Consider the following 20,461-nt stretch of genomic DNA (forward strand, 5'->3'; position numbering starts at 1 on the left):
GATGAAAAAAGAGAGAAAACCTAAAATTGTCATCATGGGAGGGGGAACTGGACTATCTGTTTTATTAAGGGGATTAAAGCAATATCCTGTTGATATTACAGCGGTTGTTACAGTCGCTGATGATGGTGGCAGTTCAGGTAGACTACGTGATGAACTTGAAATTCCACCCCCAGGTGATATTCGGAACGTACTTGTTGCGTTATCGGATGTAGAACCGCTAGTGGAAGCTTTATTTCAGCACCGTTTTACAACTGGAGACGGACTGAAAGGTCATGCGTTAGGAAATTTACTATTGGCAGGTATGACTTCGATTACAGGAGACTTTTTCCATGCGATTACGGAAACGAGTAAAGTATTAAATGTTAGAGGGCGTGTATTACCGGCAGCGAATCAAAGTGCGGTACTTCATGCGAAACTTGAAGATGGAACAATTGTAACAGGTGAATCAAAGATTCCTTACTCTGGGAAGAAGATTAATCGTGTCTTTTTAACTCCAGAAGACGTAGAACCGTTATGTGAAACGTTGACTGAAATTAAACGAGCTGATTTGCTTGTTTTCGGTCCAGGAAGTCTGTACACGAGTATATTACCAAATTTAGTTGTTAAACAAATTGGGGACGCTGTTCTTGCTGCAAAAGCGAAGAAGGTGTATGTATGTAATGTTATGACGCAAGCGGGTGAAACGATGGGCTATACTGCGTTTGACCATGTGCAGGCGCTGCATGATCATTTAGGTAAATCATTTATCGACACTACAATTGTAAATAATCGTGATATTCCTTGTGAATTACGTAAGTTATATGAGGAAGAAATGTCGGGACCAGTTGTAGTGGATGAAGACCGCTTTGCTGAACATAATATCGAAGTAATTCAAGATCGATTAGCGAAATATGATGATCGTGTTGTAAGACATGATACATTAAAGTTAGCTTCTATTTTATATTCGTTGTTATAAATGTGCGTTGCCTCGTTTGAGGTAACGCTCCTCATTCATATAGGACAAGATTTTTGTTCCAAAGTAATAGTATAAGGAGGTGTTGACTGTGTCATTTGCATCAGAAACAAAGAAAGAATTGACGAATCTTGAAGTGAAGGAATGCTGTGAAAAAGCAGAATTATCGGCGTTGCTTCGAATGAACGGATCGCTTTCTTTTTCAAACCGCCGCCTATCTATCGATATTCAAACGGAAAATGCAGCAATTGCAAGAAGGATTTATACGCTTTTGAAAAAAGGATATGATGTGACGGTAGAATTACTTGTTCGTAAAAAAATGCGATTGAAGAAAAATAATGTATATATCGTGCGGCTTGTTGAGAAGTCTCGCGAAATATTAGCAGATCTTCACATTGTTCGAGATGACTTTTCGTTTATTCGAAATATATCGCAGGAATTAATCGAGAAGAAATGTTGTAAACGATCGTATTTACGCGGTGCATTTTTAGCAGGTGGTTCAGTAAATAACCCAGAAACATCATCTTATCATTTAGAGATCTTTTCGTTATATAAGGAACATAATGATTCTATATGTGAACTGATGAACGGATTTGATTTAAATAGTAAGACGTTGGAAAGAAGAAAAGGGTACATTACGTATTTGAAAGAAGCTGAGAAAATTACAGAGTTTTTAAATATTATAGGTGCTCATAATGCACTTTTAAGATTTGAAGATATTCGAATTGTTCGAGATATGCGTAATTCAGTAAATCGTTTAGTTAACTGCGAAACAGCTAATTTAAATAAAACAATTGGTGCAGCGCTAAGGCAAATTGAGAACATCCGCTATATTGATGAGACGGTTGGGCTTGATATTTTGCCAGATAAATTAAGAGAAATTGCACAGTTACGAAGAGATTATCAAGATGTAACATTGAAAGAGTTAGGTGAGATGGTATCCGGGGGGAAAATTAGTAAATCGGGTATTAATCATCGTTTGCGTAAAATCGATGAAATTGCAGAGAAATTACGCGCGGGGGAAACAGTAGCAAAAAAATAAGAGGTTAAAGGGGAAATGGAGCTGTGGTTCAAAAATTAGTTAAAGTTGCATTAAAAAACGGCTTACAAGCACGTCCGGCTGCGTTGTTTGTACAAGAGGCAAATCGTTTTCATGCTGATATTTTCATTGAGAAAGATGGAAAGACAGTCAATGCAAAGAGTATAATGGGGATTATGAGCTTAGCAATCGGAACTGGTAGCATGATAACAATTACAACAGAAGGTTCAGATGCAGAAGAAGCTTTAGAAGCATTAGCTGCATATGTACAATAAAAAGCTATCGCGCCGTGCGATAGTTTTTTTATTCTGTTGTTTGTGAGGTGCGGTGAGTTTGAGTGGTGGGGGTATGTGAACGGAGGTACATGATCATAAAAAAGCGCCCTGTGTACAGGGCGCTTCCGCTTTTGAGTGTATCTAGCTCCAGCGGCTAGAATGTTCGGTGGCTTCGCTTCTTCCGCCGAGGTAAAAAGCACCTCTTTGTCAGAAGCTCCATCCTCCTCACATTCTAAACGAGCCGCCTTCGCTTTTAATTTATCTAGCTCCAGCGGCTAGCTCTTCGTGTCTAAGAACCTTCCGCATAAGAAGGCAAAAAGCGCCTTTTATGCGAAAGAACCTTAGCCAGTCAGAGCTGAACGAGCCACTTCCGCTTTTAATTAATTAACGACTTGTAAAAATCTTATCGATTAAACCGTATTCTAGAGCTCTTTCTGCTGTCATGAAGTTGTCGCGGTCTGTGTCGCGTTGTAGAACTTCAAGTGGTTGACCTGTGCGGTCAGCAAGAATTTGATTTAATTTTTCACGTAAGAATAGGATACGTTTTGCAGCGATTTCGATTTCAGTCGCTTGACCTTGTGCTCCGCCAAGTGGTTGGTGAATCATTACTTCACTGTTAGGAAGCGCGAAACGTTTTCCTTTTTCACCTGCTGCAAGTAAGAATGCACCCATAGATGCAGCCATACCGATACAGATTGTTGATACTTGTGGTTTAATAAACTGCATTGTATCGTAAATTGCCATACCAGCTGTGATAGAACCACCAGGGCTGTTGATATAGATGTGAATATCTTTTTCTGGATCTTGAGATTCCAAGAATAAAAGCTGAGAAACGATTGAGTTTGCTACGTTGTCATCAATTGCGCTACCAAGCATAATGATGCGGTCCTTTAATAGTCGAGAGTAAATATCGTAAGCGCGTTCTCCACGATTTGTTTGTTCAATTACTGTAGGAATTAAATTCATCTGTTATTTCCTCCTTTGAAAGCTTTCTTAGTTTATAATACAATTATGGTCAATAAAGGTCAAACGAAACCACTTTAAATCAAAAAAATATGTAGTTGTATCATGATTTATTCGCTATGTTTTTAAAATTCCCTGCTTATGTATCTTCAACATCATAACCGAATTACATAAATTTAAACGTGATTAAAGGTGTAGAAAAGGCAAAAGAACGCCTTTTTACTGAAGCGTTCTTTCGGTATTTATTCTTTTAAAAGATAGGTTACTTTATTTAAAATTGTTTCGACTTGTTTCGCATTTTTACTATACATTTCACTTGCTGATTTCGATTTTGTTTCTAAAGAAAATAGTTCAAGATCAGCATGGCATTTTTTTAAAGATGCCAATAGTAAAGGTTTGTTTTGAGGAGAAGGCATTTGAAGTTTGTCATTATAAATGTCGATAGTAAGTTGTCCGTATGAGTCAACTTGACCGAGAAAGACATTTTCAATGACAACGCCGAGTTTTTCTAATTCAGAATGTAACCAAGCGCGGTTATGTCCACTTGCTGAAAGCGGTTCATCTAGTACATTTCCATCCATAATAACAGTTTGTGGTTCTTTTTCATTTGGCACTTTTAAGTTGATATCTTTTGCTGTGAGTGGTTGGCGATCTTTCTTCAGTAATACATTTAACTCTCCGCTCGGTTCTAATACTGCAAATTCAACATCAGCTACGCTGAACGCATCTTTTCCTCGGAGTAGTTCAAGTAATTCGTCACTTGTATATTTTTCTTTCTTTAAGTTATCTTCGAGTATTTTTCCATCTTTTATTAATACGGTAGATTTCCCTTCAAAGAAGTCCCGAGCTGTTTTGTTCTTTAAGGAGAGGATTCCTGTGAAAAAAGGTACCACAGCGAAAATGAGTATCGCAAAGACGCCGTGGAAAAATTTTGAATCGAGCCCTGTAGATACTTGGGCAGCGATGTCACCGATTGTCATTCCGGCTATGTATTCAAAAAAGGAGAGCTGAGAGATTTGTCTTTTCCCTAACCATTTCGTAATAGCGAATAAAATGATTAATATAAATACAGAGCGAAGAATAACGAGTGTCCATTCGGGCAGGTGAGACATAGTCATTTCCTCCAGTCTACTTAAAACCCTTTATATTGAGGTTCTTCACGTTCTAATACTGAAATTCTATCCTTTAAATCAGCGATGACGCTGTCCATTTCTAACATACATTCATGAAATACGCGTTTTGATTCCTCGTCTTGTGAATTTAATGAAAGGGAGCTTAAACTTGCTTGAGCTCCTCTTACACTGGCAAGGCAAGTTTTTACGCTAGCGATAACAGTCATGCAAACACCTCTTATCCTTTTGGTTTAAATAGTAATGCTCCAATGAAGCCGAAAATAATCGCTGCTGATACACCTGCGCTCGTTACTTTAAACATACCAGTAATTACGCCGACGATTCCATGTTTTGCAGCTTCTTCCATCGCACCGTGAACGAGGGCGTTTCCGAAACTTGTAATAGGTACAGTTGCCCCAGCTCCGGCGAAATCAATTAATGGTTCATACAAATTGAATCCGTCTAATATAGCTCCAGCAACAACGAGTGTTGCCATTGTATGAGCTGGTGTTAGCTTGCCGACATCAAACATAAGTTGTCCGATTACACATATAAGTCCACCGATTACAAAAGCCCAGAAGAAAATCATTGCGTTGCACCTCCAAATTCAATCGAAACGGCATGGGCGATACACGGAATCGTTTCTTCTTGTTGGAATGTAAGTGGAGATAGTAAAGCGCCTGTCGCAACGACAAGTATTTTTTTGAATTCTCCTCTTTTCATTCGGTTTAATAAGTGACCGTATACGACTGTTGCTGAACAGCCTGGACCACTTCCGCCGGCTATTACAGGTTGACCATCTCTATAAATGAGCAGTCCGCAATCTTGAAATTGTTCACTTGTTACTTTTGTTCCATGTTTATGTAGTAAGTCATAAGCAATTTCGCGTCCAACGTGTCCGAGGTCGCCTGTTACGATTAAATCGTAGTGAGATGCATCGAGATTTCTTTCTCTTAAATGAGCTTCAATTGTATCGACAGCAGCAGGAGCCATCGCGCCCCCCATATTAAATGGATCTGTTAACCCCATATCAACAATGCGCCCAATTGTGGCGGAAGTTACTCTTGGACCATGTCCTGTATCACTTAAAATAGCTGCGCCTGCACCGGTCACTGTCCACTGGGCAGTAGGAGGTTTTTGACCACCATATTCAGTTGGATAACGGAATTGTTTTTCCACGGCAGCGTTATGGCTTGATGCACCAGTTAATAAATATTTTGCCCCTTTTGCATTTACAATACTTGCGCCGAGTGCTAAGCCTTCCATAGAGGTAGAACAAGCTCCAAATAATCCAAGATAAGGTGTTCCGAGTGTACGACATGCAAAACTCGTTGGGGTTATTTGATTAATTAAATCTCCGGCGAGTACGAATTGAATATCGTCTTTTCGAAGTTTTGCTTTCTCTGTAGCACGGCTGCAAGCTTCTTCAAATAAAATTTTATGTGCTTTTTCATAGGAATCTTGTCCGAGCCATAAATCCTCATGCAGGGTATCGAAGTCTTCAGGGATTTTCCCATTTGCCTCAAATGGGCCACCGACTACACCTGTTGAGATGATAACTGGTTTGTTTTCGAATACCCATGTTCGGTGTCCTTGTAACATTTACAGCCCTCCCCATTGAAAGAGAATCGTTTTGATAAGAGCGATGACAAAAGCTGAAAATACGCCAAATAAGATAACTGATCCTGCTAGTTTAAACATGTTACCACCAACGCCGAGAACGAATCCTTCTGTACGGTGTTCAATACATGCGGCAATAACAGAGTTACCAAATCCAGTAACGGGAACTGCGGTACCAGCACCAGCAAATTGCCCAAGGCGATCGTAGACGCCAAATCCCGTCAGTAGCATGGAGATAAAAATAAGAGTTGCAACGGTAGGGTTCCCGGCAGATCTTTCAGTGAAATCAAAATAAGTAATATAAAAGGTGGAAATTAGTTGGCCTATTAGACAAATTAATCCTCCGACGAAAAAAGCTTTTATACAATTTTTTAAAACGGGTCTCTTCGGTTCGCGCTGTTGTTCGAACTTTTTATATTCTTGTTGTACAGGTGTTAAATTTTTATCTTTACTAGACATTTGAATCCTTCCTTCTCTTTTAGAAAGCTTAAATATTAGATCCCATTTCTGATTGGATGAGTTTCAATTGTTTTTTAATGCCATCCTTGCTTACTTTCTTTTTCTTGATTTTGTTTTCAAGTTCTTCTATGAGCATAAAAATCTTTTTATCTGTACTTACACGAATATCGAAAGTAGGATTTTCATCACTTAACTTCTTTTTTAATTTACTTCGTAACGGTTTTAAACCAAATCTTTCATGATGTTCAGGTTTGACAGCTATGTAAAGATCTAAATTTGTATTAACTGCGGTAGCTTCTATAATTCCCTCCATAGCGAGAGCTTTTTTCTTAGCTTCTTGCGATATAGATTGATTAAAGGATTCTGTACTCATTTTTGTTAACTTTGGGCCCTTTTCTTCTTTCGTTCGTTTTGCTTCTTCTTTCTTTACCTTTTTATCTAATGGGCTATTATCACATCCGGTAAGTGAACCGAATAGGAGCACAAATAACGCGGCTATGATTCCGAGTTTTCGCATTATAATCATTCCATTTCTATTGCATTATGTAATTTGATAGAAAAAGGATGATTGCATATCATCCTTTTTCTCAAATTGTGTACCATTAGATGAAATGGTACTTTCGGTTATTGCTGTGTGTATTGTGGTTCTTCTTGCTGGACTTCTTCAACACGTGGGTTTAAAGAATCAATAATCGTTTGTGTTTGCTGCGCAGCTGTTTGGAAAAGTTGCTTAGCTTGTTGGTTATCCGTATCAAGAGCGAATCCCTCTAAGCTAGCTTGAGCACTTTTTAATCCAGAAACAGTTTGCTTTAGTTTTGTAATTACAGTCATTGAATGAAGCCCCCTTTGGAATGTCAATTCAAAGGTTATAATTTGTGAATTGGGGTGAATTTATGATTGGAAAATTTAGGGGATGGATATGTTTTATAGGATTCTAGCTAAGGTATATAAAGGATTAAGGGGATATTTTTATTGATTTAGATGGATTTTATTGCTATTATTATGAGAAGAAAATAAGCAGGTCTTTACTTGTTATATTTCACTTCTATTAGAGGTTTTTCGCAAGCAATTAAATGTGGAGAAGCGGAATAGAAGAAGGCTTAAAACCTTGATAATAAACGGTTTATAAGATTTTATCATGCGCCCATAGCTCAGTCGGATAGAGCGGTGGTTTCCGGTACCACGTCTGCCGGGGGTTCGAATCCCTCTGGGCGCGTCAAAAGGTCCTAACTTACAAATGTAAGTTAGGACCTTTTTTATTTCTCTCTTGTTATATCTAGTTATAAGATTTACTATTAGTATGTGGTAATAATTTTTATGCGCTATTATTTTCTTTCAATATTATTCAAATTTCGGTTGTAAGATGTAAATCTCATTAATACATATAAATTAATAATATTTTGGAATGGGTGTCTGCGTGAGGATTCTCCTTTTACCAAACTTATTGTACAATAGAAACAAGGGGGAGATTAGTTTGAAGGCAAGTCTTTTACAAGAACAAAGCTTACGTTTGGCAATGACACAAGAGTTAAGGCAAGCGATTACAATGCTCCAGTATAATGTACAAGAATTATCGGAGTTTTTATATGAGCAATCGTTAGAGAATCCCCTTATTGAGTTAGATGGTTTTGAGAGGGCGAAGAAAAAGAGCTCTAACACAAGTAAAAGTACCGGCAAACAAGTCGAGAATCAAATGGAAATCTACAGTGTGGATTCTACAACGATTCAGCAACATTTATTAAATCAAATACAATATTATAAAATAGATGAAGAAGAGCGAAAAGCAGCTTCTTTCATTATTATGAACATGGATGGAAATGGCTATTTACAAGAAACGAATGAAGAGTTATCAGAACTTCTTTCGGCAACAATGGATGTAGTAGACCGTTCTGTGGAGCTTGTCCAATCGTTAGAGCCGGCAGGGGTAGGTGCGCGTAATATTCAGGAATGTCTATCAATTCAATTGAAGCGCTTACAAAGAAGGTGCGGATTAGCAGAAGAGATTGTAGATGAACAATTTACTTATTTCGTGAAGAAAGATTGGCGAAAGCTCGTTCAAGTGTTGAAGTGTAGTAATGAAGAATTACAAGATGCGGTGAACTGTATTACATCATTGCAGCCGAAACCAGGTCTTGCATTTTCTTCTGATAAACCACTTTATATCGTGCCTGATATGGCGGTAAAAAAAGATGGCGATCATCTCGTTTTACAGATGAATGAGAGAAATATGCCAAGAATTGAAATTCACTCTGAGTATAGTGCGTTACTAAATAATAGTGAAAGTGAAGTGGCTTCTTACGTATCGGAGAAGTATCAGCATGTGCAATGGATTATGCGCAGTTTGAAACAAAGAAAACAAACACTCTTACAAGTGATGAATATTATTATGGAAAAACAACATGATTTCTTCTGGAAAGGTCCAGAGTATTTAAAACCACTTGCTTTAAAAGAGGTGGCGGAAGAGTTAGGTGTGCATGAGTCTACAATTAGTCGTGCAACGCGTAATAAATATGTGCAAACGCCGCACGGTTTATTTGAGATGAAATCGTTCTTTAGTAATTCTATTTCTACGACGGAAGATGAGGTGGTTTCTACAAAGCGTGTGAAACAATTCATTCAAACGCTTGTTGGAGCGGAAAATAAGAAAAAGCCACTTTCGGATCAAAAGATTTCAAAATTATTAGAAGAAGAGCATGAAATCGTTATTTCTCGCAGAACGGTTGCGAAATATAGAGAACAAATGCATATTCCTGCTTCGTCTCTAAGAAAAACAATTGGATAGGTGAAGAAGATGAGAGTTGTACTATATACAAAAAAAGATTGTGGTCTTTGCGAAAAGGCGAAACAAGTTTTAAAGGAAGTACAATATGAATATTCTCTTCAAATTGAGGAAATAGATATATATGAAGATAATGAACTTTTAGAGAAATACCATCTAATGATTCCTGTTGTAGAAATAGGCGGAAGACAAGTAGAATATGGTAACATTCACAAAGGTGCCATAATAAACTATATAAACAATGCAGTTAAGAGTTGAATAAGTTTCTATCTCCTGTTACAATAATACACGTAGCAGGGATTATTTTTTTAACCTAAGTGGGACGTAAAATGTCACTACGGGACATAAAGTGACCACGAAGGAAAATGAACCGATGTAGTGAGGAGAAAAGATATGCGCTCATGGATTCAGAACACAAAAAAATTATTACCTGATCTGCTACCTGTTATGCAAACGAGAATGCAAGTGCTTCAGTACATTAGGCTTATGCAGCCGATTGGAAGAAGAAACTTATCTGCAAGTCTCGGTATGACAGAACGAGTATTGCGAAGTGAAGTTCAAGTTTTGAAAGAACAAAACTTAGTTCACGTCGCTTCTTCTGGAATGACTTTGACAGAAGAAGGAACAGCTTTAGTTCTTGCTTTGGAAGACTTTATGAAAGAAATTTCCGGGTTAAAGGTTTTAGAAAAACAACTTAAGGAAACATTAGACTTGGATGAAGTTTTCGTTGTCCCTGGTGATAGTGATGAATCACCTTGGGTCAAACTGGAGATGGGCCGTGCTTGTGTGACTTGTATAAAAGACCGTCTGACAGTGAATAATATCGTTGCTGTGGCTGGAGGAACTACGCTAGCTGCTGCTGCGGACATGATGCAACTTGATTGCAAAGATTTACATATGCTATTTGTCCCAGCACGTGGTGGAATTGGAGAAGGTGTCGAGTTAGAAGCCAATACCATTTGCGCCAAAATGGCACAAAATACGATGAGTAATTATCGCTTATTGTATGTTCCAGATCACGTTAGTAGCGAAGCATATGCGTCTATTGTAATAGAGCCCTCCGTGAAAGAAGTTCTTGAGTTGATTCGATCTTCCAATATCGTCATTCATGGAATTGGTGATGCGTTAACAATGGCACGTCGCAGAAATACTTCAGAAGCAGATTGGTTAAAGATTCAGGCAAGCGAAGCAGTTGGCGAAGCTTTCGGTTACTACTTTAATGAACAAGGAAATGTTGTTCATAAAGTAAGAACAGTTGGTATGCAACTTGAAGATTTACAACATGTATCTCACGTTGTCGCAGTCGCTGGAGGTTCTTCAAAAGCAAAAGCAATACAGGCTGTAATAAAGCAAGGGCACACTTCAATTCTAATTACAGATGAAGGTGCAGCAAAACAATTAACAAAGGGTATTACCCTTTAATATAATCCCCCAAGGAGGAAATTAAAATGACTAAAATTGGTATTAATGGATTTGGACGTATCGGACGTAACGTATTCCGCGCAGCTCTTAACAACTCTGAGGTAGAAGTAGTAGCAATCAACGACTTAACAGATGCTAAAACATTAGCTCACCTTTTAAAATATGATACAGTTCACGGAACTTTAAATGCAGAAGTATCTGCTAACGAAAACAGCATCGTTGTTAACGGTAAAGAAATTAAAGTTATCGCTGAGCGTGACCCAGCTCAATTACCATGGAGCGACTACGGAGTAGAAGTAGTAGTAGAATCTACTGGCCGTTTCACTAAAAAATCAGACGCTGAGAAACATTTAGGTGGATCAGTTAAGAAAGTTATCATCTCAGCTCCAGCTTCTGACGAAGATATCACTGTAGTTATGGGTGTTAACCACGAACAATACGATGCAGCTAACCACAACGTAGTATCTAATGCTTCTTGTACTACAAACTGTCTAGCTCCATTTGCTAAAGTATTAAACGAAAAATTCGGCGTAAAACGCGGAATGATGACAACAATTCACTCTTACACTAACGACCAACAAATCTTAGACTTACCACACAAAGATTTACGTCGTGCTCGTGCAGCAGCTGAAAACATGATCCCAACATCTACTGGTGCTGCTAAAGCTGTAGCATTAGTATTACCAGAACTTAAAGGTAAATTAAACGGCGGCGCTGTACGTGTTCCAACTGCTAACGTTTCTCTTGTTGACTTAGTTGTTGAACTTGACAAAGAAGTAACAGTTGAAGATGTAAACGCAGCATTCAAAGCAGCTTCTGAAGGCGAATTAAAAGGTATCCTTGGATACAGCGAAGAGCCATTAGTATCTATCGACTATAACGGATGTACAGCTTCTTCTACAATCGATGCATTATCTACAATGGTAATGGAAGGTAACATGGTTAAAGTACTTTCTTGGTACGATAACGAAACTGGTTACTCTAACCGCGTAGTAGACCTAGCTGCATACATGACTTCTAAAGGTCTTTAATTCTTAAGTATATAAGCAATCAATGACAAAACGAGGGAGAGGGTTTGTTCCCTCTCTCTCTTCTTTCGTTTTAGAAGCAAATGTGTTAAGCTTTTGAATGGGTTTTGTCAATCCTAACTAGTAGTCGGAGGGAAATCCAATGAACAAAAAATCAATTCGTGACGTAGATTTAAAAGGTAAGCGTGTATTTTGCCGCGTTGATTTCAACGTACCTATGAAAGAAGGCAAAATTACAGATGAAACTCGTATCCGTGCAGCTCTTCCTACAATTCAATATTTAATAGAGCAAGGTGCGAAAGTAATTTTAGCAAGTCATTTAGGCCGTCCAAAAGGTCAAGCAGTAGAAGAATTACGTCTTACTCCAGTAGCAGCACGTTTAGGCGAGCTTCTTGGTAAAGATGTTAAAAAAGCGGACGAAGCATTCGGACCAGTTGCACAAGAAATGGTTGCAGCAATGAACGAAGGCGACGTATTAGTTCTTGAAAACGTACGTTTCTATGCGGGCGAAGAAAAGAACGATGCAGAACTTGCGAAAGAATTTGCAGCTCTTGCTGATATCTTCGTAAACGATGCATTCGGTGCAGCTCACCGTGCTCACGCTTCTACAGCAGGAATCGCAGACTACCTACCAGCAGTATCTGGTTTATTAATGGAAAAAGAGTTAGATGTATTAGGTAAAGCACTTTCTAACCCAGAACGTCCATTCACAGCTATCATCGGTGGTGCGAAAGTAAAAGATAAAATCGGTGTAATTCGTCATCTATTAGACAAAGTAGATAACTTAATCATCGGTGGCGGACTTGCTTACACATTCGTTAAAGCTTTAGGTCATGAAATTGGTCTATCTCTATGTGAAAACGACAAAATTGAACTAGCTAAAGAATTTATGCAACTTGCAAAAGAAAAAGGCGTAAACTTCTATATGCCAGTTGATGTTGTAATCACAGAGGAATTCTCTGAAACGGCAACAACTCAAATCGTTGGTATCGACTCTATCCCTTCTACATGGGAAGGCGTGGACATCGGTCCTAAAACACGTGAAATTTATGCAGATGTAATTAAAAACTCTAAGCTTGTTGTATGGAATGGACCAATGGGTGTATTCGAAATGACTCCATTCGCAGAAGGTACAAAAGCAGTAGGGCAAGCATTAGCAGATGCAGAAGATACATACTCTGTTATCGGCGGTGGTGACTCTGCAGCAGCTGTTGAAAAATTCGGTATGGCTGATAAAATGAGCCACATTTCTACTGGCGGCGGTGCGTCATTAGAATTCATGGAAGGCAAAGAGCTTCCAGGTGTAGTTTGTCTTAACGACAAATAAGTAGCAGCCAAAGAAAAAGGACGGTGCAAAGCATGCGTAAACCAATTATCGCAGGTAACTGGAAAATGAATAAAACTCTAGCTGAAGCAGTTAGCTTCGCAGAGGAAGTTAAAGGTCAAATCCCAGCAGCTTCAGCTGTTGATGCAGTAGTTTGCTCTCCAGCTCTATTCTTAGAGCGCTTAGTAGCGGCAACTGAAGGAACTGACTTACAAGTAGGTGCACAAAACATGCACTTCGAAAAAAATGGTGCATTCACTGGCGAAATTAGCCCAGTAGCACTTAGCGACTTAAAAGTAGGCTACGTAGTACTTGGCCACTCTGAGCGTCGTGAAATGTTTGCTGAAACAGACGAATCAGTAAACAAAAAGACTCTAGCAGCATTTGAACATGGTTTAACACCAATCGTTTGTTGTGGTGAGACTTTAGAAGAGCGCGAAAGCGGAAAAACATTTGATCTAGTAGCAGGTCAAGTGACAAAAGCACTTGCAGGTTTAACAGAAGAGCAAGTTAAAGTAACTGTTATCGCTTATGAGCCAATCTGGGCTATCGGTACAGGTAAATCTTCTTCTTCTGCAGATGCAAATGAAGTATGTGCGCACATCCGTAAAGTTGTTGCAGAAGCTGTTTCTCCAGAAGCTGCAGAAGCTGTTCGTATTCAATACGGCGGTAGCGTAAAACCAGAAAACATTAAAGAGTATATGGCACAATCTGACATCGACGGCGCTTTAGTTGGCGGTGCTAGCTTAGAGCCTGCTTCGTTCTTAGGTCTTCTGGGGGCGGTAAAATGAGAAAGCCAACAGCTTTAATCATTCTTGATGGTTTCGGACTACGTGAAGAAACTTACGGGAATGCTGTAGCACAAGCTAAGAAACCTAATTTTGATGGTTACTGGAACAAATTCCCTCATACAACGCTTACAGCTTGTGGTGAGGAAGTGGGTCTTCCAGCAGGTCAAATGGGTAACTCTGAGGTTGGTCACTTAAATATCGGCGCTGGCCGCGTAGTATATCAAAGCTTAACACGCGTAAACGTTGCAATTCGTGAAGGTGAGTTCGATAAGAACGAAACTTTCCAAACTGCAATTAAAAGCGTGAAAGAAAAAGGTACTGCTCTTCATTTATTCGGTTTACTTTCTGATGGTGGTGTGCACAGTCACATGAACCATATGTTTGCTCTTCTTCGCTTAGCAGCAAAAGAAGGCGTGGAGAAAGTATATATCCATGCATTCTTAGATGGCCGCGATGTTGGACCACAAACAGCAAAAGGTTATATCGATGCAACAAATGAAGTAATTAAAGAAATAGGAGTAGGACAATTCGCGACTATCTCTGGTCGTTATTACTCCATGGACCGTGACAAGCGTTGGGATCGCGTAGAAAAATGTTACCGTGCTATGGTGAATGGTGAAGGCCCTACTTATAAATCAGCAGAAGAGTGTGTAGAAGACTCTTATGCAAATGGTATATATGATGAATTCGTATTGCCGTCTGTAATTGTTAACGAAGATGACACGCCAGTTGCAACAATCAATAATGATGATGCAGTTATCTTCTATAACTTCCGTCCAGACCGTGCAATTCAAATTGCTCGTGTATTTACAAACGAAGACTTCCGTGAGTTCGATCGTGGTGAAAAAGTACCTCACATTCCTGAATTCGTTTGTATGACACATTTCAGTGAAACTGTAGATGGTTACGTGGCATTCAAGCCAATGAACCTTGATAACACATTAGGTGAAGTTGTTGCGCAAGCGGGATTAAAGCAACTTCGCATCGCGGAAACTGAAAAGTATCCGCACGTTACATTCTTCTTTAGCGGTGGTCGTGAGGCTGAATTCCCAGGAGAAGAGCGTATTTTAATTAACTCACCGAAGGTTGCAACGTATGACTTGAAACCTGAAATGAGCATTTATGAAGTAACGGACGCTTTAGTAAATGAAATCGAAAATGATAAACATGATGTTATCATTCTTAACTTTGCAAACTGTGATATGGTTGGCCATTCTGGGATGATGGAACCAACAATTAAAGCAGTAGAAGCAACGGACGAATGTTTAGGAAAAGTTGTAGAAGCGATTCTTGCAAAAGATGGTGTAGCACTTATTACTGCTGACCATGGTAATGCTGATCAGGAGTTAACTGCTGATGGTGGACCAATGACAGCTCATACAACTAACCCGGTTCCTTTCATCGTGACAAAAAATAATGTAGAGCTTCGTGAAGGTGGTATTTTAGGAGATATCGCCCCAACAATGCTTACACTTTTAAATGTGGAACAACCGAAAGAAATGACAGGTAAAACAATTATTAAATAATTTGCTTATATAAAAAGGAGAGAATTTATTATGTCAACAATTATTGATGTTTATGCTCGCGAAGTCCTTGACTCTCGTGGTAACCCAACTGTAGAAGTAGAAGTTTACACAGAAAGCGGCGCATTCGGACGCGCTATCGTACCAAGTGGTGCATCTACTGGTGAGCACGAAGCAGTAGAATTACGTGACGGTGACAAATCTCGTTACCTTGGTAAAGGTGTTATGAACGCAGTAAACAACGTTAACGAAGCAATCGCTCCAGAAATCGTTGGTTTCGACGTAACTGACCAAGCGGGTATTGACCGTGCTATGATCGAATTAGACGGCACTCCAAACAAAGGTAAACTAGGCGCTAACGCTATCCTTGGTGTATCTATGGCAGTAGCTCACGCAGCAGCTGACTTCGTAGGTCTTCCATTATACCGTTACCTTGGTGGATTCAATGCAAAACAATTACCAACTCCAATGATGAACATCATCAACGGTGGTTCTCACGCTGATAACAACGTTGACTTCCAAGAGTTCATGATCTTACCAGTTGGTGCTCCAACATTCAAAGAATCAATCCGTATGGGTGCTGAAGTATTCCATGCACTTAAAGCTGTATTACATGACAAAGGTCTTAACACTGCAGTAGGTGACGAAGGTGGATTCGCTCCAAACCTTGGTTCTAACCGTGAAGCATTAGAAGTAATCATCGAAGCTATCGAAAAAGCTGGTTACAAAGCTGGCGAGAACGTATTCTTAGGAATGGACGTTGCTTCTTCTGAGTTCTACAACAAAGAAACTGGTAAATATGACCTAGCAGGCGAAGGCCGTACTGGCTTAACTTCTGCAGAAATGGTTGATTTCTACGAAGAGCTTTGCAAAGACTTCCCAATCATCTCTATTGAAGATGGTTTAGACGAAAACGACTGGGATGGTCACAAATTATTAACTGAGCGTATCGGTGATAAAGTACAATTAGTTGGTGACGATTTATTCGTAACTAACACTCAAAAACTTGCTGAAGGTATCGAAAAAGGTATCTCTAACTCAATCTTAATTAAAGTTAACCAAATCGGTACTTTAACTGAGACTTTCGAAGCAATCGAAATGGCTAAACGTGCTGGTTACACAGCAGTTGTATCTCACCGTTCTGGTGAAACTGAAGATGCTACAATCGCTGACATCGCAGTTGCAACTAACGCTGGCCAAATCAAAACTGGTTCTATGAGCCGTACTGACCGTATTGCTAAGTACAACCAATTATTACGTATCGAAGACGAGCTAGGCGAAATCGCTGTTTACGCTGGTTTACAATCTTTCTACAATATCAAACGATAATTGTAGAAAATAACGACAGACCGTGAGAAATCACGGTCTGTTTTTTTATCCCGCTATTAACGGGCAGTAAGACTCCCGCCTCAAAATTTCGCGAATGTGAGGAAGTTAGGTGGGAGATCAACTGCCCGTAAAAGCCCGATTGGTTCAACTAATAATAAGTGGGGGATGGACAAAACCCCCACTTATTAAAGTTTCACTTTATGCTAAAATTGTTCGTCCGTCATAAGTGACATGAAGTATTTAAAGAAGAGATTATAATCAAAATCGATAGCAATTTGCTGCGAGGGCCGATTGATGAATGGGCTGGATCCTACTAAAGAGCGGAAATCACCGATGCTTGCTCCTTGAGCGTAAGATTCAGTCATGACGGTAATTGGTGATTTGTAGTAGGTAAACATAGAATTATCAAGTAAAGCTAATATCGGTATCGTGTCATGAAAAGGGCAGCCTTTTAATTGTGGTAAAATTTTTTCGTAATATCCATAGTAGTAATGATCGAATAGCGGTTTGACGAGAGAAGCCTTTCCTTTCGCCTCAATATATTCAGCCATGTCAGGTGTAACGATGGAATACTGAGTTACATTTAACGGGTATATGTACATGTTGGATGCGGATTGTAATACAATGTTAGCCGCGATTGGATCACCATAAAAATTCGCTTCTGATACGGGAGTTACATTACCTGGGTGCAAAAAGGCACCACCCATTACATAATAAGATTTAATTTGCTGCATTAAATTTTTACATAAAATAAATAAAACAGCTAGGGAAGTGAGTCGCCCTAAACTTACAATGATTAGTTCGTCTTTATACTGTTCGATAAGAGGGATAACTTCAAAGAAATTCTCCATTTCTCCGTTTTGTAACTTTTCATTTGGGATGATTGGCCCTAACCCTTCTTTACCGTGAATATTGGTAAAAAAAGCGGGTGGACCTCCATTGAGAGGACGTTCTGAACCACCAAATATTTTCATATCTCTATTTCTTGATTTTTGTTTAAGAAAATGAGCATTTTGTACGGCCATTTCTTTTGGAACATTGCCGTAATCAGCGACAATCCCAACAATTTCAATTTCATCGATAAAGAATGCGAGGAGGAGGGCTATCGTATCGTCGATTCCAGGATCACAAAAAATAAGAACTTTTTTAGACATATGTTCACCACCTATCTTATTTATATATATGTAAGCTTAAGGATAGGGAGAATAAAAAGATTATTTTCTTACAATAACAACCTTATAAATTCAGAAAATATAAACTTTTTATATTAGGTCAAGGTTTTTGACTTAATTTCAGTTCGGAAACGCAGTCATATCAAGGGTGTAAGCGTATAATATAGTGGATTTTCGTTGTCGATTTGATAAATTGCAGGTTTTTACAATTTATACTATGATAAGGATATTAACAGAAGATCGTATAAACATGAGGGATGATGAACATGAAACTTACAAAGATTCTTGTCCAAATTGCTGCTCTTTATGTGTTTTATATGGTTGGAAATTGGGTGCAAGAAATGTTGAATATTCCGATTCCAGGTAGTTTGATTGGGATGTTCCTCCTACTTGTTTTACTTAGCCTAAAAGTACTTCCAGTGAAATGGTTTGATTTAGGAGCAGAAACACTCGTTGCTATTATGCCGTTTTTATTAATTCCGCCAACGCTTGGCCTAATGAATTACGGTGCTTTTTTTATGACTAAAGGAATTTCTCTTTTCATTACAGTTGTAGCGAGTACGTTTTTAATTATTATTGTCGCAGGACATACAGGACAATATCTTGCGAATAGAGAGGAAAGAGAGTCGCGATGAGCCAAATATTAGTCGGAATCGGTTGGGTTCTTTTCACGGTGCTATTATATCAATTATCTAAAAAAATCTATAAATTATTTCCAACACCATTTACCATTCCAATGCTTGTTGCAACAGGATTAATGGCTTTCTTATTTATAGTGCTTGATATACCATATCAAAATTATATGGAAAGTGGTGGTGGCTGGATTGCAAAGCTACTTGGACCAGGTGTTGTTGCCTTTGCAATCCCGCTTTATAAACAGCGTCATGTTCTGCAAAAATATGTTGTACCAATTGCTGGTGGTGTATTAGTAGGTACAACAGTTGCTATTGCAAGTGATTTGGCTATCGCCTCACTTATGGGAACAGATAAAAGTTTAATTTTATCTTCTTTACCAAAGTCAGTGACAATGCCCGTTGCGATGAGTGTATCTGAACAAGTTGGCGGTGTCCCGTCCTTAACAGCAGCCTTCGTCGTTATCGCAGGTATTACTGGAACGATTACGGGACCAATTTTATTAAAATGGAGCCGCGTTACAAACTCGGTTGGTAAAGGAATCGGATTTGGATGTGCTTCTCATATTATGGGTGTTATGAGAGCGATGAAAAATAACGAGCATGAAGGTGTTATTGGATCGGTAACAATGACATTGACAGCAATTTTGACATGTTTGCTCGGACCTTTATTTGCAATGATGTTCATGTAATAGAAGAAAAGCGAGAGTGACTCTATAGGCTCTCGCTTTTCTATAGGATTTATGCTAACATTTAAACTAACTGAATCTTTGTAGGAGGTACGCCAAGTGCATACGTTATTATCAGTTTTACTTATTGTTGTATCGATTTTAATGATTGTTATGGTACTTATGCAGTCTAGTAATAGCTCAGGCCTTTCAGGCGCTATTTCAGGTGGTGCAGAGCAATTGTTTGGTAAGCAAAAAGCACGTGGAATTGAAGCGGTATTAAACCGTATTACAGTTGTCTTAGCTGTATTATTCTTCGTACTAACAATTGGTGTTACGTACTTAAATTTATAGAATTAAAAAGAAGAAGCGTTAGCTGATTTGTGCTAATGGTTCTTCTTTTTTTAATTTGTTATTCGAAAAAAGTTTCTAATTAGATTATAGAATTAGAAATATGGTACACTAAGAATAGAAAGAATACGACTAGATTACAGAAGAGAAAGAGGAGAAGTACATGATGAAATTAGCATCTCCAAAACCATTTACATTTGAAGGTGGAGACCGTGCTGTTTTATTATTACATGGATTCACAGGAAACTCAGCTGATGTACGCATGCTAGGGCGTTTCTTAGAGAAGAAAGGCTATACTTGTCATGCGCCAATTTATAAAGGACACGGCGTACCACCAGAAGAACTTGTTCATACAGGTCCTGAAGACTGGTGGAAAGATGTAATGAATGCCTATCAGCATTTAAAAGATCAAGGTTACGAGAAAATAGCTGCGGTTGGATTATCATTAGGCGGAGTATTCTCATTAAAACTTGCTTATACATTACCGATTTTAGGTGTTGTACCAATGTGTGCACCGATGTACATTAAAAGTGAAGAAATTATGTACCAAGGTATATTGGCATATGCCCGCGAATATAAAAAGCGTGAGCAAAAATCACCAGAACGAATTGAGCAGGAAATGTTTGAATTTAAACAGACACCGATGAATACATTAAAAGCATTACAAGAGTTGATTCGTGACGTACGCAATAATGTTGATATGATTTATGCTCCAACATTCGTTGTACAAGCACGCCATGATGAGATGATTAATACAGATAGTGCTAACATTATTTATAACGGTGTAGAATCTACGTTAAAAGACATTAAATGGTATGAAGACTCTACGCATGTCATTACACTTGATAAAGAACGTGATGTGCTACATGAGGATGTATATAACTTCTTGGAGCAACTAGATTGGTAAGATCTAGTTGCCTCTTTTTTTCATAAGGAATTTTTTGTGAAAACTGTAAAAATCATCAGGGGAGGATTAAAGTTTCGCTTTATACATCCCCCATCTTTCGGATACACTAAATAAT

At 38.7% G+C, this 20,461-nt stretch carries 24 protein-coding genes and 1 tRNA gene; 16 read left to right on the plus strand and 9 right to left on the minus strand.

Annotation, left to right across the window (positions count from 1 at the left end; translation table 11 throughout):
- Position 1 precedes the first annotated feature (1 nt).
- The 3 genes from FT637_RS14320 to FT637_RS14330 all read left to right on the plus strand — a co-directional run bounded on the left by FT637_RS14320 (position 2) and on the right by FT637_RS14330 (position 2,266).
- Positions 2 to 955 carry a gluconeogenesis factor YvcK family protein gene (locus tag FT637_RS14320; protein WP_193646876.1) on the plus strand — a complete coding sequence of 318 codons (954 nt, stop codon included), beginning with the start codon at positions 2 to 4 and terminating at the stop codon, positions 953 to 955.
- Positions 956 to 1,043: 88 nt separating this feature from the next.
- Complete coding sequence (gene whiA, locus FT637_RS14325) at positions 1,044 to 1,994, plus strand: DNA-binding protein WhiA (RefSeq protein WP_193646877.1); 951 nt, start codon at positions 1,044 to 1,046, stop codon at positions 1,992 to 1,994.
- Between the two features lie 23 nt (positions 1,995 to 2,017).
- Positions 2,018 to 2,266 carry an HPr family phosphocarrier protein gene (locus FT637_RS14330; protein WP_002068337.1) on the plus strand — a complete coding sequence of 83 codons (249 nt, stop codon included), beginning with the start codon at positions 2,018 to 2,020 and terminating at the stop codon, positions 2,264 to 2,266.
- Positions 2,267 to 2,650: 384 nt separating this feature from the next.
- Here the strand turns inward: FT637_RS14330 and clpP are convergent, their stop codons facing one another.
- From clpP to FT637_RS14370, 8 genes are all read right to left on the minus strand, one after another.
- On the minus strand, positions 2,651 to 3,232 hold the full coding sequence (gene clpP, locus FT637_RS14335) for an ATP-dependent Clp endopeptidase proteolytic subunit ClpP (RefSeq protein WP_002159906.1): 582 nt from the start codon (positions 3,230 to 3,232) through the stop codon (positions 2,651 to 2,653).
- 239 nt (positions 3,233 to 3,471) lie between these two features.
- Positions 3,472 to 4,341, minus strand: coding sequence for a DUF421 domain-containing protein (locus FT637_RS14340; protein WP_193646878.1), 870 nt, complete (start codon positions 4,339 to 4,341; stop codon positions 3,472 to 3,474).
- Positions 4,342 to 4,361: 20 nt separating this feature from the next.
- Positions 4,362 to 4,568 carry a DUF1657 domain-containing protein gene (locus tag FT637_RS14345; protein ID WP_000215909.1) on the minus strand — a complete coding sequence of 69 codons (207 nt, stop codon included), beginning with the start codon at positions 4,566 to 4,568 and terminating at the stop codon, positions 4,362 to 4,364.
- A gap of 11 nt (positions 4,569 to 4,579) precedes the next feature.
- A complete protein-coding gene (gene spoVAE, locus FT637_RS14350) occupies positions 4,580 to 4,930 on the minus strand; it encodes a stage V sporulation protein AE (RefSeq protein ID WP_000575919.1) in 351 nt (116 codons plus the stop codon).
- Entirely contained in the window at positions 4,927 to 5,943 is a 1,017-nt protein-coding gene (spoVAD, locus tag FT637_RS14355; RefSeq protein ID WP_193646879.1) for a stage V sporulation protein AD, read from the minus strand. Before spoVAD ends, spoVAE begins: the two co-directional genes overlap by 4 nt.
- Positions 5,944 to 6,420: a stage V sporulation protein AC gene (gene spoVAC / locus FT637_RS14360; RefSeq protein ID WP_002034730.1), complete on the minus strand. Its 477-nt coding sequence runs from the start codon at positions 6,418 to 6,420 to the stop codon at positions 5,944 to 5,946.
- Between the two features lie 28 nt (positions 6,421 to 6,448).
- Positions 6,449 to 6,937 (minus strand): YhcN/YlaJ family sporulation lipoprotein, encoded by a 489-nt coding sequence (locus FT637_RS14365; RefSeq protein ID WP_193646880.1) that lies wholly within the window; start codon positions 6,935 to 6,937, stop codon positions 6,449 to 6,451.
- A gap of 107 nt (positions 6,938 to 7,044) precedes the next feature.
- A complete protein-coding gene (locus FT637_RS14370) occupies positions 7,045 to 7,251 on the minus strand; it encodes a DUF1657 domain-containing protein (protein ID WP_000216167.1) in 207 nt (68 codons plus the stop codon).
- A 309-nt stretch (positions 7,252 to 7,560) separates the two neighbouring features.
- Here FT637_RS14370 and FT637_RS14375 point away from each other — a divergent pair.
- The 9 genes from FT637_RS14375 (at position 7,561) to eno (ending at position 16,616) form a co-directional block, all read left to right on the plus strand.
- A tRNA-Arg gene (locus tag FT637_RS14375) sits at positions 7,561 to 7,636 on the plus strand.
- A 258-nt stretch (positions 7,637 to 7,894) separates the two neighbouring features.
- On the plus strand, positions 7,895 to 9,202 hold the full coding sequence (gene rpoN, locus FT637_RS14380) for an RNA polymerase factor sigma-54 (RefSeq protein ID WP_193646881.1): 1,308 nt from the start codon (positions 7,895 to 7,897) through the stop codon (positions 9,200 to 9,202).
- Positions 9,203 to 9,211: 9 nt separating this feature from the next.
- Positions 9,212 to 9,457: a glutaredoxin family protein gene (locus FT637_RS14385; protein ID WP_193646882.1), complete on the plus strand. Its 246-nt coding sequence runs from the start codon at positions 9,212 to 9,214 to the stop codon at positions 9,455 to 9,457.
- 135 nt (positions 9,458 to 9,592) lie between these two features.
- Entirely contained in the window at positions 9,593 to 10,621 is a 1,029-nt protein-coding gene (cggR, locus tag FT637_RS14390) for a gapA transcriptional regulator CggR (protein ID WP_002144912.1), read from the plus strand.
- 26 nt (positions 10,622 to 10,647) lie between these two features.
- Complete coding sequence (gene gap, locus FT637_RS14395; RefSeq protein ID WP_002016071.1) at positions 10,648 to 11,652, plus strand: type I glyceraldehyde-3-phosphate dehydrogenase; 1,005 nt, start codon at positions 10,648 to 10,650, stop codon at positions 11,650 to 11,652.
- Positions 11,653 to 11,791: 139 nt separating this feature from the next.
- On the plus strand, positions 11,792 to 12,976 hold the full coding sequence (locus FT637_RS14400) for a phosphoglycerate kinase (protein WP_002016070.1): 1,185 nt from the start codon (positions 11,792 to 11,794) through the stop codon (positions 12,974 to 12,976).
- Positions 12,977 to 13,008: 32 nt separating this feature from the next.
- The gene (gene tpiA, locus FT637_RS14405) at positions 13,009 to 13,764 is read left to right on the plus strand and encodes a triose-phosphate isomerase (protein WP_193646883.1); all 756 of its coding nucleotides are present in this window, start codon (positions 13,009 to 13,011) and stop codon (positions 13,762 to 13,764) included.
- On the plus strand, positions 13,761 to 15,290 hold the full coding sequence (gene gpmI, locus FT637_RS14410; protein WP_193646884.1) for a 2,3-bisphosphoglycerate-independent phosphoglycerate mutase: 1,530 nt from the start codon (positions 13,761 to 13,763) through the stop codon (positions 15,288 to 15,290). Before tpiA ends, gpmI begins: the two co-directional genes overlap by 4 nt.
- A gap of 30 nt (positions 15,291 to 15,320) precedes the next feature.
- Positions 15,321 to 16,616: a phosphopyruvate hydratase gene (gene eno / locus FT637_RS14415; RefSeq protein ID WP_002112796.1), complete on the plus strand. Its 1,296-nt coding sequence runs from the start codon at positions 15,321 to 15,323 to the stop codon at positions 16,614 to 16,616.
- A 203-nt stretch (positions 16,617 to 16,819) separates the two neighbouring features.
- Here eno and FT637_RS14420 read toward each other — a convergent pair whose 3' ends face one another.
- Positions 16,820 to 17,770 (minus strand): nucleoside hydrolase, encoded by a 951-nt coding sequence (locus tag FT637_RS14420; RefSeq protein WP_193646885.1) that lies wholly within the window; start codon positions 17,768 to 17,770, stop codon positions 16,820 to 16,822.
- Between the two features lie 284 nt (positions 17,771 to 18,054).
- On the opposite strand from FT637_RS14420, the gene FT637_RS14425 reads away from it, so the two are divergent.
- The 4 genes from FT637_RS14425 (at position 18,055) to FT637_RS14440 (ending at position 20,346) form a co-directional block, all read left to right on the plus strand.
- Complete coding sequence (locus FT637_RS14425) at positions 18,055 to 18,423, plus strand: CidA/LrgA family holin-like protein (RefSeq protein WP_193646886.1); 369 nt, start codon at positions 18,055 to 18,057, stop codon at positions 18,421 to 18,423.
- On the plus strand, positions 18,420 to 19,112 hold the full coding sequence (locus tag FT637_RS14430; protein WP_193646887.1) for an LrgB family protein: 693 nt from the start codon (positions 18,420 to 18,422) through the stop codon (positions 19,110 to 19,112). The genes FT637_RS14425 and FT637_RS14430 overlap by 4 nt, the downstream gene beginning before the upstream one ends.
- 96 nt (positions 19,113 to 19,208) lie before the next feature.
- Complete coding sequence (gene secG, locus FT637_RS14435; RefSeq protein ID WP_002089535.1) at positions 19,209 to 19,442, plus strand: preprotein translocase subunit SecG; 234 nt, start codon at positions 19,209 to 19,211, stop codon at positions 19,440 to 19,442.
- Between the two features lie 163 nt (positions 19,443 to 19,605).
- Positions 19,606 to 20,346 (plus strand): alpha/beta hydrolase, encoded by a 741-nt coding sequence (locus FT637_RS14440; protein ID WP_162836430.1) that lies wholly within the window; start codon positions 19,606 to 19,608, stop codon positions 20,344 to 20,346.
- The last annotated feature ends 115 nt before the right edge of the window (positions 20,347 to 20,461 follow it).

This window comes from Bacillus cereus, from assembly GCF_015071065.1.
Taxonomy (GTDB): domain Bacteria; phylum Bacillota; class Bacilli; order Bacillales; family Bacillaceae_G; genus Bacillus_A; species Bacillus_A cereus_BA.

Coding starts and splice junctions, on each gene's coding strand:
- tpiA (WP_193646883.1), top strand. CDS start 13,009: ATGCGTAAACCAATTATCGCAGGTAACTGGAAAATGAATAAAACTCTA.
- spoVAD (WP_193646879.1), bottom strand. CDS start 5,943: ATGTTACAAGGACACCGAACATGGGTATTCGAAAACAAACCAGTTATC.
- FT637_RS14425 (WP_193646886.1), top strand. CDS start 18,055: ATGAAACTTACAAAGATTCTTGTCCAAATTGCTGCTCTTTATGTGTTT.
- spoVAC (WP_002034730.1), bottom strand. CDS start 6,420: ATGTCTAGTAAAGATAAAAATTTAACACCTGTACAACAAGAATATAAA.
- FT637_RS14385 (WP_193646882.1), top strand. CDS start 9,212: ATGAGAGTTGTACTATATACAAAAAAAGATTGTGGTCTTTGCGAAAAG.
- FT637_RS14420 (WP_193646885.1), bottom strand. CDS start 17,770: ATGTCTAAAAAAGTTCTTATTTTTTGTGATCCTGGAATCGACGATACG.
- FT637_RS14365 (WP_193646880.1), bottom strand. CDS start 6,937: ATGCGAAAACTCGGAATCATAGCCGCGTTATTTGTGCTCCTATTCGGT.
- clpP (WP_002159906.1), bottom strand. CDS start 3,232: ATGAATTTAATTCCTACAGTAATTGAACAAACAAATCGTGGAGAACGC.
- FT637_RS14440 (WP_162836430.1), top strand. CDS start 19,606: ATGAAATTAGCATCTCCAAAACCATTTACATTTGAAGGTGGAGACCGT.
- eno (WP_002112796.1), top strand. CDS start 15,321: ATGTCAACAATTATTGATGTTTATGCTCGCGAAGTCCTTGACTCTCGT.
- gpmI (WP_193646884.1), top strand. CDS start 13,761: ATGAGAAAGCCAACAGCTTTAATCATTCTTGATGGTTTCGGACTACGT.
- spoVAE (WP_000575919.1), bottom strand. CDS start 4,930: ATGATTTTCTTCTGGGCTTTTGTAATCGGTGGACTTATATGTGTAATC.
- FT637_RS14400 (WP_002016070.1), top strand. CDS start 11,792: ATGAACAAAAAATCAATTCGTGACGTAGATTTAAAAGGTAAGCGTGTA.
- FT637_RS14340 (WP_193646878.1), bottom strand. CDS start 4,341: ATGTCTCACCTGCCCGAATGGACACTCGTTATTCTTCGCTCTGTATTT.
- cggR (WP_002144912.1), top strand. CDS start 9,593: ATGCGCTCATGGATTCAGAACACAAAAAAATTATTACCTGATCTGCTA.
- FT637_RS14320 (WP_193646876.1), top strand. CDS start 2: ATGAAAAAAGAGAGAAAACCTAAAATTGTCATCATGGGAGGGGGAACT.
- gap (WP_002016071.1), top strand. CDS start 10,648: ATGACTAAAATTGGTATTAATGGATTTGGACGTATCGGACGTAACGTA.
- FT637_RS14345 (WP_000215909.1), bottom strand. CDS start 4,568: ATGACTGTTATCGCTAGCGTAAAAACTTGCCTTGCCAGTGTAAGAGGA.
- FT637_RS14370 (WP_000216167.1), bottom strand. CDS start 7,251: ATGACTGTAATTACAAAACTAAAGCAAACTGTTTCTGGATTAAAAAGT.
- FT637_RS14430 (WP_193646887.1), top strand. CDS start 18,420: ATGAGCCAAATATTAGTCGGAATCGGTTGGGTTCTTTTCACGGTGCTA.